This is a genomic window from Tardiphaga sp. 866_E4_N1_4 (assembly GCF_052076075.1).
Classification (GTDB): Bacteria; Pseudomonadota; Alphaproteobacteria; order Rhizobiales; family Xanthobacteraceae; genus Tardiphaga; species Tardiphaga robiniae.
This window is the reverse complement of record NZ_CP197242.1, coordinates 4,364,367-4,377,188: the sequence shown is the minus strand read 5'-3', so window position 1 is coordinate 4,377,188 and position 12,822 is coordinate 4,364,367. Positions and strand designations below refer to the sequence as shown.

Annotated in this window: 13 protein-coding genes and 1 tRNA gene; 7 read left to right on the top strand and 7 right to left on the bottom strand. The window is 61.3% G+C overall.

What is annotated here, in order from left to right; genetic code table 11:
* Nucleotides 1-45: 45 nt before the first annotated feature.
* The 6 genes from AB8B20_RS21220 to aroA form a co-directional block, all read right to left on the bottom strand.
* Nucleotides 46-435: a LapA family protein gene (locus AB8B20_RS21220; RefSeq protein WP_439074084.1), complete on the bottom strand. Its 390-nt coding sequence runs from the start codon at nt 433-435 to the stop codon at nt 46-48.
* A gap of 87 nt (nt 436-522) precedes the next feature.
* A complete protein-coding gene (locus tag AB8B20_RS21215) occupies nt 523-834 on the bottom strand; it encodes an integration host factor subunit beta (protein ID WP_089266402.1) in 312 nt (103 codons plus the stop codon).
* Nucleotides 835-995: 161 nt separating this feature from the next.
* Nucleotides 996-1,976: a signal peptide peptidase SppA gene (gene sppA / locus AB8B20_RS21210; protein ID WP_120287731.1), complete on the bottom strand. Its 981-nt coding sequence runs from the start codon at nt 1,974-1,976 to the stop codon at nt 996-998.
* A 200-nt stretch (nt 1,977-2,176) separates the two neighbouring features.
* The gene (rpsA, locus tag AB8B20_RS21205; protein ID WP_068730324.1) at nt 2,177-3,880 is read right to left on the bottom strand and encodes a 30S ribosomal protein S1; all 1,704 of its coding nucleotides are present in this window, start codon (nt 3,878-3,880) and stop codon (nt 2,177-2,179) included.
* A gap of 262 nt (nt 3,881-4,142) precedes the next feature.
* Nucleotides 4,143-4,781, bottom strand: a complete 639-nt coding sequence (gene cmk, locus AB8B20_RS21200; protein ID WP_439065469.1) for a (d)CMP kinase — start codon at nt 4,779-4,781, stop codon at nt 4,143-4,145.
* Nucleotides 4,782-4,891: 110 nt separating this feature from the next.
* Nucleotides 4,892-6,241, bottom strand: coding sequence for a 3-phosphoshikimate 1-carboxyvinyltransferase (aroA, locus tag AB8B20_RS21195; protein ID WP_176454678.1), 1,350 nt, complete (start codon nt 6,239-6,241; stop codon nt 4,892-4,894).
* 147 nt (nt 6,242-6,388) lie between these two features.
* Here aroA and AB8B20_RS21190 point away from each other — a divergent pair, with 147 nt between their 5' ends.
* A complete protein-coding gene (locus AB8B20_RS21190; RefSeq protein ID WP_068730321.1) occupies nt 6,389-6,802 on the top strand; it encodes a TIGR02300 family protein in 414 nt (137 codons plus the stop codon).
* An 81-nt stretch (nt 6,803-6,883) separates the two neighbouring features.
* Nucleotides 6,884-6,959, top strand: a tRNA-Ala gene (locus AB8B20_RS21185).
* A gap of 69 nt (nt 6,960-7,028) precedes the next feature.
* On the opposite strand, the gene AB8B20_RS21180 is transcribed toward AB8B20_RS21185, so the two are convergent.
* Nucleotides 7,029-7,487 (bottom strand): MarR family winged helix-turn-helix transcriptional regulator, encoded by a 459-nt coding sequence (locus AB8B20_RS21180; protein ID WP_439074085.1) that lies wholly within the window; start codon nt 7,485-7,487, stop codon nt 7,029-7,031.
* A gap of 161 nt (nt 7,488-7,648) precedes the next feature.
* Here AB8B20_RS21180 and AB8B20_RS21175 point away from each other — a divergent pair, with 161 nt between their 5' ends.
* The 5 genes from AB8B20_RS21175 to ugpE all read left to right on the top strand — a co-directional run bounded on the left by AB8B20_RS21175 (nt 7,649) and on the right by ugpE (nt 12,821).
* Entirely contained in the window at nt 7,649-8,074 is a 426-nt protein-coding gene (locus AB8B20_RS21175; RefSeq protein WP_089266392.1) for an organic hydroperoxide resistance protein, read from the top strand.
* A 222-nt stretch (nt 8,075-8,296) separates the two neighbouring features.
* Nucleotides 8,297-9,505 (top strand): CaiB/BaiF CoA transferase family protein, encoded by a 1,209-nt coding sequence (locus AB8B20_RS21170; protein ID WP_175369402.1) that lies wholly within the window; start codon nt 8,297-8,299, stop codon nt 9,503-9,505.
* Between the two features lie 167 nt (nt 9,506-9,672).
* Nucleotides 9,673-10,986 carry a sn-glycerol-3-phosphate ABC transporter substrate-binding protein UgpB gene (ugpB, locus tag AB8B20_RS21165; RefSeq protein WP_439074086.1) on the top strand — a complete coding sequence of 438 codons (1,314 nt, stop codon included), beginning with the start codon at nt 9,673-9,675 and terminating at the stop codon, nt 10,984-10,986.
* Nucleotides 10,987-11,091: 105 nt separating this feature from the next.
* Nucleotides 11,092-11,973, top strand: a complete 882-nt coding sequence (gene ugpA / locus AB8B20_RS21160; protein ID WP_149529533.1) for a sn-glycerol-3-phosphate ABC transporter permease UgpA — start codon at nt 11,092-11,094, stop codon at nt 11,971-11,973.
* Nucleotides 11,973-12,821, top strand: a complete 849-nt coding sequence (gene ugpE / locus AB8B20_RS21155; RefSeq protein ID WP_093757870.1) for a sn-glycerol-3-phosphate ABC transporter permease UgpE — start codon at nt 11,973-11,975, stop codon at nt 12,819-12,821. The genes ugpA and ugpE overlap by 1 nt, the downstream gene beginning before the upstream one ends.
* Nucleotide 12,822 lies beyond the last annotated feature (1 nt).

The window sequence follows — 12,822 nt, the reverse complement described above, 5'->3', positions numbered from 1 at the left end:
CGCTGGCAATACCGGGAATAGCAGGAAAAGCCTATGCGCGGGGTTCTACAACGTCGCGCCGGACTTGTCTCGCTCACCGGCCATATAGGAGGAACCCGGCGCCGGAAGCCGCTGCACACCGTTCCGTGACGTGGTCGCGGTATGGGCGCGCAGATCGGCCAGTTCTGCACGGGCCCGCCTGATATCGGCCTCATGCTGACGTGCTGCGCGGCGCCAGTGCCCTTGCCTGAACCAGGTCGCCATTCCCCCTGCGATGACGCCCAGGATGGCCGACAGGATGATCACAACGAATAGCGGCAACGTGGCACCGACCGCGGGATCGCTGCTGTTGAACGGATCGAAGGAGACCGTGACCATATGACGGTTGGCGACGGCGAACACGACGAAGACGATCGCGAGGGGGATGATCACCAGGGCTGAGAAGAATTTGCGCATCAACGTCTCTCGCGAAGGCGATGCGGGCGCGCATGCCGCTAATTGGCTCAGACCTGTCGGCCCGAATACGCGCTACCTCAAAGTTCCTTATGACGCCGCGCTGGCTTCCGGCGCACCATTCTCACGGTTAAGCCGCTCGCGCATTTCCTTGCCGGTCTTGAAGAACGGAACACTCTTCTGGTCTACCGGAACATGCTCGCCAGTCCGCGGATTGCGGCCTGCGCGGGCGGGGCGATGCTTCACCGAGAATGCACCGAAGCCGCGAAGTTCGACACGGTCACCGCGTGCCAGCGCAGCCACGATCTCATCGAGAATCGCATTCACGATGTTCTCAACATCCCGCTGGTAGAGGTGCGGGTTATGCTCAGCGATGCGTTGAACGAGTTCGGATTTGATCATCGAGACGTTGGACTCTGAACGGGAGGATGCATTTCCGTGAAAATGCCTTGAACTGTCAAGACGCTAAATGAATTCGGGCACCTTCGAAAATGCGTGACAAATGCCCGAAACCGTTGTTGCAGCCTTCCTTGCAGTGCGGAAAGAACAGGACGAGCAGTTCCCTAGTTGGTGGTGGCCGGCCGCCACAGCGCCAGCATGCCATCGAGACCGAAGCCGTCCATGGCCTGCGCGAGGCCCGCCTGCTCGACCTGCCGCGCGATCGCGTTGAGACCCACTGCATCGAGTGTGATCGTCGCAGCAGCGCGCAGGAAGGTGAAATCGCTGAATTTAGGCGTCAGCTTGAAGTCGCGAACCGGCAGGTCGCTCTTGATCTTCTTCTCGGCTACCAGCCACGCCACGGCGGCTTTCTCGTCGCCAAGCTGATCAATCAGCTTGAGGTCCACGGCCTGGCGCCCCGTAAAAACACGGCCATCGGCGACTTTCTGTAGTTGCGCGTCATCCATGGCGCGGCGGCTCTGCACAAGCCCACGGAACCAGCCATAGGAGTCCTTCACCAGCGATTCCAGCGCTGCCCGCGCCTCCGGGCTGGTCGGCTCGAAACCATTGGGCGCCGCCTTCAGGGGCGAGGATTTGACCTGCTCGACCTCGACACCGACGGTCTTCATCAACCCCGTGAAATTGGGAAACTGGAACAGAACACCGATGGAGCCGACCAGCGAACTCTGCTGCGCAACGATATGGTCGGATGCAAGTGCCGCGATGTAGCCGCCCGATGCGGCCAGGCCCTCGACGACAACGACCATCGGTTTCTTGGCCTTGAGGCGCATCAGCGCGTCATAGAGCTGCTCGGAGCCAGCCGTGGTGCCGCCCGGCGAATTGATATGTACCACCACCGCTGCCGCGGATGACTTCTCCAGCCGCTCCAGCGCCTCGACGCGATCATTGTTGCTCTGGATCAGGCCTTCGATCTTGATGCGCGCAATCGCCCCCGACGACGACAGCGCCTCGGAGCCCGACCGTGTCACGACGACGCCGACGACGACCACCGCAGCGACCGCGGCCAGCACCGCTGCCACGCGCCAGAACGTCAGCTTGCGACGTATCCTGCGGCGATCGACGATCACATCGGAATCAAGCGACATCGGAAATCTCCTAAGCCCTCGGCGAGAGCTGCGTCTGGCGGATGCTGCATCTGTCGTCCGGGCAGCGTTTACTTGAGGTATCTCAAATACATCAATTGCGAGGCAATATGAAGAAAACATGGTCGAAACAACAAAAAGGGCCCCGGTGAAACCGGGGCCCCAATTGGTAGCAACAAGTGAGTCGAAACTTACTTGCGCGCTTACTTGTCGGTGCTCTGCTTGAGCGCCTTGCCGAGAATGTCGCCAAGGGTCGCGCCCGAATCCGACGATCCGTACTGCGCGATGGCTTCCTTCTCTTCTGCCACTTCGAGAGCCTTGATCGACACCTGGACCTTGCGGGCCTTCTTGTCGAACTGGATCACGCGGGCATCGACCTTCTCGCCGACGGCGAAACGCTCAGCGCGCTGATCCGAACGCTCACGCGCCAGTTCCGAACGCTTGATGAAGGTCGTGAAGTCGGTGCCGGCGATCTGAACGTCGATGCCGGATTCCTTCACTTCGATCACTTCGCAAGTCACGACAGCGCCCTTCTTGACGTCGCCCGGCTCTGCGAAGGGATCGCCTTCGAGCTGCTTGACGCCGAGCGAGATGCGCTCCTTCTCGACATCCACGTCGAGGACGATGGCCTTGACCATGTCGCCCTTCTTGAAGTTGTCGATGACCTGCTCGCCCGGCTGCTTCCAGTCGAGGTCGGAGAGATGGACCATGCCGTCCACGTCGCCTTCGAGACCCAGGAACAGACCGAACTCGGTCTTGTTCTTGACTTCGCCTTCGACGGTCGAACCGACCGGGAATTTCTCGACGAACACTTCCCACGGATTGCGCATGGTCTGCTTGAGACCGAGCGAAATGCGGCGCTTGACGCTGTCGACTTCGAGAACCTGCACTTCGACTTCCTGCGAGGTCGAAACGATCTTGCCGGGGTGCATGTTCTTCTTGGTCCACGACATCTCCGACACGTGGATCAGGCCTTCGATGCCCGGCTCCAGTTCGACGAATGCGCCGTAGTCGGTGATGTTGGTGACGCGACCCGAGAAGCGTGCGTTCAGCGGGTACTTCGCCTCGATGCCCTGCCACGGATCGTCGAGCAGCTGCTTCATGCCGAGCGAGATACGGTGGGTCTCGTGGTTGATCTTGATGATCTTGACCTTGACCGTCTGACCGATGGTGAGCACTTCGGTCGGATGGTTGACGCGGCGCCACGCGATATCGGTGACGTGCAGCAGGCCGTCGATACCGCCGAGGTCAACGAACGCACCGTAATCGGTGATGTTCTTGACGACGCCGTCGATGACCTGACCCTCTTCGAGGTTCTGGACCAGTTCCTGACGCTGTTCGGCGCGGGTCTCTTCGAGAACCGTGCGACGCGACACGACGATATTGCCGCGGCGGCGATCCATCTTGAGGATCTGGAACGGTTGCGAGTTGTTCATCAGCGGGGCGACGTCGCGGATCGGACGAATGTCCACCTGCGAACGCGGCAGGAAGGCCACTGCGCCGTCGAGATCGACGGTGAAGCCACCCTTGACCTGGTTGAAGATGACGCCGTGAACCTTCTCGTTGTTGTTGAAGGCCTTCTCGAGCTTGCCCCAGCTCTCTTCGCGGCGGGCCTTGTCGCGCGACAGAACGGCTTCGCCCAGTGCGTTTTCGATCCGGTCGAGGAACACTTCGACTTCGTCGCCGACCTTGAGTTCGCTGTCACGGCCGGGACCGGCGAATTCGCGCAGTGCCACACGGCCTTCAGTCTTCAGGCCGACGTCGATGACGGCCATGTCCTTTTCAATCGCAACCACGATGCCCTTGATAACAGAGCTTTCCTGAAGGTTGCCGCCCGCGAAGGACTCGTCGAGCATTGCCGCGAAATCATCGCGGGAAGGATTATACGAAGAAGCAGTCGAAGCCATTTGTTCTCCAGATGCGGGTATCGCCGGCCGTTCGGGTTAATGGGCGTCTCAAATGTGAAGTGTCAGGGGTCCGCAACCTCTAACGACCGCCTTGCAGGAGGATGCAAGAACGGGCCGGCAGCATGCCTTCACGATCGAAACGTGGGTAGGGTCTTGATGGTGTCCGGAGCCTGAAGCGCGTATCGCAGCTCGAGATCGGGAGCGGGCTTTCCTCCAATGACGGCAACGGTTTTGTCTGACGTCTTTCGGAAAGAAAGAAAAATCAGACCCGTTGCCGGCCCGCTCGGACGGCCTCGACAATGTCGATGGCGGCCCGGACGCCGCCTTCTATATCCAAATTGGAGTTATCCAGCAAGTATGCATCCGTGGCCGGCTTCAGAGGCGCAATCAGGCGGTTCTGGTCGCGTTCGTCGCGCCTGATGATATCCGCCAGCACGGCGGCCTCATCGGCCACCTCGCCCCGTCCGAGAGCCTCCAGGGTGCGCCGGCGGGCGCGGACCCTGGCATCGGCGACGACGAAGATCTTCACGTCGGCATGGGGGCAGATCACGGTTCCAATGTCCCGGCCGTCGAGCACCGCACCCGGCGGATCCTCAGCAAAACGCCGCTGGAAGTTCAAAAGGACCTCCCGCACCCGGGGGATGGCCGAGACCACAGACGCCGCATCACCGACTTCCTGGGTCTTCAGCGCCGGATTGCCGAATTTCTCGGGATCGAGCTCACTGGCGACAGCCACGGCCTGCGCCTCATCGGTCAGGTCCGCGCCAAGATCGAGCATCGCCTTGGCGACCGCGCGATAAATCACGCCGGTATCGAGGTGCCGGTAACCGTAATGGTGCGCAAGCCGTTTGCCCAGCGTGCCTTTTCCGGATGCAGCGGGACCGTCGATAGCAATAATCATGCGTTGCGCGTGCTCGTCTTGTCACGATGAATGGCGGTGGATCGGGAGTCAGGCTCGCGCGACCTGCGCGGGCTTAGCATCCGTCTCCGGAAATATCCACGCCGGCAACCTCAGGAGAAATCAGCACCCAGCCGACGCATCATCGGGATGAAATCGGGGAAGCTGGTGGCGATGAATGTCGTGTCATCGATGGTCACCGGTCTGTCGGAAGCGAGGCCCATGGCCAGCGCCGACATGGCGATGCGGTGATCCATATGGGTGGCAACGAGGCCGCCACCGGCAACACGGCCATTGCCGTGCACGATGAGGTCGTCGCCAACGATCTCGACATTGACGCCGTTGACCCGCAGCATCGCCGCAGTGGCTTCCAGACGGTCGGATTCCTTCACACGCAGCTCCTGCAACCCGCGCATGATGGTCGTGCCCTCTGCGAAAGCCGCAGCCACCGCCAGCACCAGATATTCATCGATCATCGACGGCGCGCGCTCCGGCGGCACTTCGACGCCGTGCAGCTTCGACGCTGTGATCCGGAACTGCGCCATCGGTTCGCCGGCATCGCCGCGGATATCGCTTTCCTCGATGGATGCGCCCATCTCGCGCAACGTCGTGAACAGCCCGGTGCGCAGCGGATTGGTCATCACATCGGTGAGCACGATCTCGGAGCCCGGCACGATCAATGCCGCAACCATCGGGAATGCTGCGGAGGACGGATCTGCCGGCACCACGACATCGGCACCCTTCAATTCGGGCTGGCCAGTGAGCGTGATCTTGCGGCCGTGCGCGCCTTCTTTTTCGGAAGTAATCTCGGCGCCAAAATGCTTGAGCATCAGCTCGGTGTGATCCCGGCTGGCCTCGGTCTCGATGACCGTGGTGGTGCCAGGGGCCGACAGGCCGGCCAGCAGCACGGCCGACTTGATCTGGGCGGAGGCTACCGGGGTACGATAGACGATCGGCAGCGGATCACGCGCGCCTTTGAGCGTCAGCGGCAGACGCCCGCCGTCCTCGCTCGCGGTGACCTTGGCGCCCATCAGCTCCAACGGATCAACGATCCTGCGCATCGGTCGGCTGCGCAGCGACGCGTCGCCATCGAATGTCGCCTCGATCGGACAGCCCGCGACAGCCCCCATCACCAGCCGGCACCCGGTACCCGAATTGCCGAAATCCAGCGGCGCCTTGGGCGCGGCGAAGCCGGCAACGCCGACGCCGTTGACCTTCCACGCAAAATCGCCTGTTCGTTCGACCTTGGCGCCCAGCGCCTGCATCGATTTGGCGGTATTCAGGACGTCCTCGCCCTCCAGCAGCCCCGTGATCCGGGTCTCGCCGACCGCCAAGGCACCCAGAATAAGAGCCCGATGCGAGATCGACTTGTCACCGGGCACGCGGGCGCTACCGCGCAGGGCGCCGGATTTTCGCGCTGTCAGCGGGGTCGGCTGGGCGGCGGCTGTGTCTGATTGGGTCAAGATTGTGTTCCTTCGCGCAGGCGGCTCGTAGCATATGAGCCACGCTGCGTCACGCAGCGGTCATTCTCACGCAAACCGCTATTGACAGGGGCGCGTCAACTAGCCAAGTGAAGCACCGTTTTTCAAAAAATCCCCAGGACCCTTCACGTGGCCAAATCCGATCTCGGAACCAAACGCATTTGCCCCACGACGGGCAAGAAGTTCTACGACCTCAACAAGAGCCCGGTGATTTCGCCTTATACGGGCGAGGTTGTGCCGATTGCGCCGATTGCGCCGCCGCGGACCCGCGCGGATGCAGCCGCACGCGCAGCTGCAGCATCTGCCGCCGCGGAAACTCCGGAAGCCGCCGAGAGCGAAGAATTGGTCTCGCTGGAGGAAGCTGACGCCGAGGAGAATACCGGCAAGAAGGCTGCCGTGCTGGAATCCGAGGACGATATCGAAGTCGATGACACCATCGATGACGATGAAGACGATGATTCGACCTTCATTGCCGACGAAGAAGAAGGCGATGAGGACGTGACCGACATCATCGGCGACGTCTCGGGCGACGAAGAAAGTTAAGCTCAGAAGAGACTTGAGATCACTCCTGATATGTGATCTTGGTTTGCCGCGCGACGCCCCACCCAGTGCGTCGCAGGTATTGGGGCCATAGCTCAGCTGGGAGAGCGCTTGCATGGCATGCAAGAGGTCGGCGGTTCGATCCCGCCTGGCTCCACCATCCTTCGCTCGCTTCGCGAGCTTCGGCTCGGCGAGCCGCATCAACCCATCCTCGTAGAGAATGACCGCGCTAATCCCCGAGCGCTGCGTTCAGCCGATCACGTAGCGCCACGAGTTCATTTTTCATCGCGGTCATTTCGCCCACCGTGCAGGCTGACGCCGCGAGGATTCCCTGTGGTACGGCCTTGGCTTTTTCACGCAGCGCCTGACCTTGCGCCGTCAATGCGATCAGCATCTGCCGCTCGTCTTCGATGCTGCGGGTGCGGTTGATCAGGCCGGCCGCTTCCAGCCGCTTCAACAGCGGCGTCAGCGTGCCGGAATCCAGAAACAGCCGCTCGCCGATGTCCTTCACAGGCACATTGTCCTGCTCCCACAGCACCAGCATCGCCAGATATTGCGGATAGGTCAGCTTCAATCGGTCCAGCAACGGCTTGTAGACGCGGTTGAACGCGTGGCCGGTCGAATAGACGGCAAAGCAGAGCTGGTTATCGAGCTGCAGCAGCGGAACAGCTGCGGGTTTCTTGGCCATGATTATCTCCGGAGCTTATTTGGCCACAGCTGACGCCAGACCCCAACCCCTTCACGATCAGTTGAGCACAATTCGATTGCGTTGCGCATTTTATGTATTGTTCACAATCTAATTGTGCGCAATTATAATGGGGCAAGACACAAACAACGAGGAGACCCACCATGTCTGTCAACGTGCTCTACAAGACCAGCGCCAAGGCAACCGGCGGCCGCGATGGCCATGCCGCAACCCTCGATGGCGCGCTCGACGTCAAGCTCACCACGCCGAAGGAACTCGGCGGCGCAGGCGGCGCCGGCAACAATCCCGAGCAGCTGTTCGCGGCCGGCTATGCTGCCTGTTTCATCGGCGCGATGAAGTTCGTGGGCTCGCAGGGCGGCCCCAAGGTGCCCGCCGATGTGTCGGTCACCTCCACCGTGGGCATCGGTCCGCGCTCGGCCGGTGGTTTCGGCCTCGATGTCGAACTTGCGGTCTCCTTGCCGGGTCTGGCGCGCGCAGAAGCTGAAGCGCTGGTCGAGAAAGCGCATCAGGTCTGCCCGTATTCCAACGCCACACGCGGCAATATTGACGTCCGCACTGTGATCGTCTGAGTCACAGCGTCGCAAACGAATTAACTCTCGATACGAACGGGCTCGGCCATCGGCCGAGCCCGTTCGCGTTCGTCTGGCGGTTGCGCCATACCCTCGCTCTGGCCATAGCCGCTGCCCAGACAAGGCCATTGCTGACCAGCCGGAAGCCCGCTAGCTCTGACAGCCCTTACATGCTCTCTGGCATAAAAATATCCCAACGGCACTTGAGAGAAGGCTGATTGAATGAGCTTGCCCATAGCTCCCGGCGCGATTGCCGGCCTGCGCGTGATCGATCTGTCGCGCGTTCTTGGCGGACCCTATTGCACCCAGATCCTGGCCGACCACGGCGCTGACGTCGTCAAGGTCGAGCCGCCCGCCGGCGACGAGACGCGCGACTGGGGCCCCCCCTTCCACGACGACGATGCGGCCTATTTCATCGGCACCAACCGCAACAAACGTTCGATCGGTCTCGACCTCGCCTCCGAGGGCGGTCGTACTGTGCTGATGCGGATGCTCGAAAATGCCGACGTGATGATCGAGAACTTCAAGCCCGGCACGCTCGACAAATGGGGCATCGGCAATGATTTCCTGCGCGAGAAATTCCCGCAGCTGATCCATTGCCGCATCTCCGGCTTCGGCGGCGATGGTCCGCATGGCGGCCACCCCGGCTATGACGCGATCATCCAGTCGATGGTCGGCCTGATGGCATCGACCGGCTCGCAGGACAGCGGCCCGACCCGCATCGGCGTCGCGCTCGTCGACATGGCGACCGGTCTCTATGCCTGCGTCGGCATCCTGATGGCGCTCGCCGAGCGCGCCAAATCGGGTCTCGGTCAATTCGTCGAGGCGACATTGTACGAAACCGGCCTCGCGATCATGCATCCGCATACCGCGAACTATTTCTACAATGGCGGTAAGCCGCCGGCGCTGACCGGCAACGAGCATCCGAACCTGGTGCCCTATGCCGTGTTCGCTGCCCGCGACGGCAACATCTTCATGGGCGTCGGCAATGACGGCACCTTCCGCAAGCTGTGCCGCGAACTCGGCAAGCCGGAACTCGGCACGGACGTGCGCTTCGCACGCAACCGTGACCGCGTGCAGAATCGCGATGCGCTGCGTGCCGAGTTGGAAGCGATCCTGAAGGATCACGACAGCGCGCCGCTGTGCGAGCGTCTGCTTGGCGCCGGCCTCCCCGCCGGCCCGGTGCAGTCGATCGACAAGGCGCTCGCCAATGCCCACACGAAGCATCGCGGCGATATCATCGAAAAGGACTGGTACAAGGGCGTCGCCTCGCCGGTCCGCTTCGACCGCACCAAAGCGAGCCTGCGCCACGTGCCGCCGAAGTTCAACGAGCACTTCAACGAGATCCTCACCGAGTTCGGCTACTCCGGTGATGAGATCAAGGAGCTGGTCGCCAAGGGAACCGTGAGCGGCTCCGAACGCAAGCGATAAGAACAATACGGGGCTGCGCGATCCGCAGCCCCATTCGTCTTCGACTTTTTGCGGCTTCCCAACGCCGCCATTTCCCGCCTAGCATCCGCGCTGTCAAAATGTCGCATGCACGTCATCCGGCGCAGCTTTGTTGCAACGAGACGATGACGGCTAACGGGAGAAACTGAATGATCCGCCCCCAATTCGCACTCGCCACTCTGTTCGCATGCACGCTGGCGCTCGCTTCGCCCGCGCAGGCGGCGACCGAGATCCAGTGGTGGCACGCGATGACCGGCGGCAACAACGACATCGTCAACAAGCTCGCGGCTGACTTCAATGCCAGCCAACCGGACTACAAGGTGGTCCCGACCTTCAAGGGCAGCTATCCCGACACCATGAATGCCGGCATCGCAGCATTCCGCGCCGGCACCGCACCGCACATCCTGCAGGTCTTCGAGGTCGGTACCGCGACCATGATGAGCGCCAAGGGCGCCGTCAAACCTGTCTACCAGCTGATGAAGGACGCGGGCGAGCCGTTCGATCCGAACAACTACCTGCCCGCGATCACCGGCTACTACTCGACATCGAAGGGCGAAATGCTGTCGTTTCCCTTCAACTCATCGTCGATGGTGATGTGGGTCAATCTGGATGCGCTGAAGAAAGCCAACATTGCCGAAATTCCCAGGACCTGGCCCGAAGTGTTCGAGGGTGCCAAGAAGCTCAAGGCGGCTGGCTATGCGACCTGCGGCTTCTCCAATGCCTGGGCGACCTGGGCCAATATCGAGCAGTTCTCGGCATGGCATAACGTGCCGATCGGCACGAAGGCGAACGGACTCGACGGCTTCGACACCGAGCTGAAATTCAATTCGCCGCTGCATGTCAAACATCTGCAGACGCTGATCGAATTGCAGAAGGACAAGACCTACGATTATTCCGGTCGCGCCAATGCCAGCGAGAGTCGCTTCGGCTCCGGCGAATGCCCGCTCTTCATGACCTCCTCCGGCTATTACGCGACGGCGAAGGGCACCGCCAAATTCGCTTTCACTTCGGTGCCGATGCCTTACTACCCCGAAGCTGCCGGCGCGCCGCAGAACTCGATCATCGGCGGCGCTTCGCTATGGGTGATGGGCGGCAAGAAGCCTGAGGAATACAAGGGCATCGCAAAATTCTTCAGCTTCCTGTCCGACACAGATCGGCAGGCCAAGCTGCATCAGGAGTCCGGTTATCTGCCGATCACCAAGGCCGCTTATGAAAAGACCAAGGCCGACGGCTTCTATGACAAGAACCCGATCCTGCAGACCCCGCTGAAGGAGCTGACCAACAAGGAGCCGACCGAAAATTCGCGCGGCCTGCGGTTCGGCAACATGGTGCAGTTGCGAGACATCTGGTCCGAAGAGATCGAGGCTGCGCTGGGTGGCCAGAAGACGGCACAACAGGCACTCGACACCGCCGTGAGCCGTGGCAACGCCATGTTGCGGACCTTCGAAAAGACTGCGAAGTAGTATTCAAGCGGACGCTGTCGTTGCCCGGCCTCGCGCGCAATTGCGCGCTTGGACGGGCGATGACATGAGCAGAATGAGGCTGCTTTCTGGGGCACGACGAACTGCATGGAAAAGTCCGCGGTCTTCAAGGGTAAGCTGCTGCCATATTTGTTGCTCGTGCCGCAGCTGGTCATCACCCTGGTGTTTTTCTACTGGCCGGCCAGCCAGGCTGTCTGGCAATCGTTTTTGCGCGAGGACGCGTTCGGCCTGAACTCGGAATTCATCGGGCTGGAGAACTATCAGGCGCTGCTTGCCCAGCCGGAATACTACAAGGCAATGGCGACGACCGTGGTGTTCTCGTCGCTGGTCGCGGCGCTCTCGCTGTCGATCGCATTGTTGTTCGCCACCCAGGCCGACAAGAATCTGAAAGCCGCACCGACCTTCAAGGTCATGATGATCTGGCCCTATGCAGTGGCGCCGGCCGTCGCCGGCGTGCTGTGGCTGTTCATCTTCCATCCCTCCCTCGGCACCATGGCACGGCCGCTGCGCCTGATGGGCTTCAACTGGAACCCAATGTTGAACGGCAACCACGCCATGGCGCTCGTCGTCATGGCCGCGGTGTGGAAGCAGATCGCCTATAATTTCCTGTTCTTCCTGGCCGGCCTGCAGGCGATCCCGCGCAGCGTACTCGAGGCCGGGGCGATTGATGGCGCCGGGCCATATCGGCGATTCTGGACGATCACGTTCCCGCTGCTGTCGCCGACCACGTTCTTCCTGCTGGTCGTCAACGTCGTCTATGTGTTCTTCGACACCTTCGGCATCATCGACGCGGTCACCGGCGGCGGGCCGGCCGGGGCGACGACCACCATGGTCTACAAGGTCTATGCCGACGGCAGGCTCGGCGGCGACCTCGGCGGATCGGCAGCGCAGTCGGTGATCCTGATGGTTATCGTGATCGCGCTCACGGCCATCCAGTTTCGCTATGTCGAGCGCAAGGTGCAATACTGATGGTCGAGCATCGCCGCTGGAACGACATCCTCGCTTACGCGATCCTGACTTTCGGCGTATTCATCGTCGTCTTCCCGGTCTATGTCGCGCTGATCGCCTCGACCCATGACGCAGCAACGGTGGTCAACGGCAACATGCCGATGCTGCCGGGCAGTCATACGCTGGAGAACTACTACCGCGCGATTTTCATCGGCGGATCGCGCGCCAGCCGCGAGCCGGTCGGCCACATGCTGATGAACTCGTTCGTCATGGCAATGGGCATCGCGCTCGGCAAGATCGTGATCTCGATCCTCTCCGCCTATGCGGTGGTGTATTTCCGTTTTCCGTTCCGCCAGACGGCTTTCTGGATCATCTTCGTGACGCTGATGCTGCCGGTCGAGGTCCGCATCTATCCGACCTACAAGGTAATCGCCGATCTGAAGATGCTCGACACCTATGCCGGGCTGATCCTGCCGTTGATCGCATCGGCCACCGGCACGCTGCTGTTTCGCCAGTTCTTCATGACCATCCCCGATGAACTGCTCGAAGCGTCGCGCATCGACGGCGCCGGCCCCTTTCGCTTTTTCAAGGATACGTTGCTGCCGCTGTCGGTCACCACAATGGCAGCGCTGTTCGTGATCCAGTTCATCTATGGCTGGAACCAGTATCTGTGGCCGCTTCTGATCACGACGCAGGAATCCATGCAGACCATCGTCACCGGCATCAAGAAAATGCTGACGACGACGGATGAACTCGCTGAATGGCAGCTCGCGATGGCGACGGCGATCCTTGCGATGGTGCCTCCTGTTGCCGTGGTGGTGTTCATGCAGCGGCTGTTCGTGCGTGGCCTGGTCGAGACGGAGAAATAAA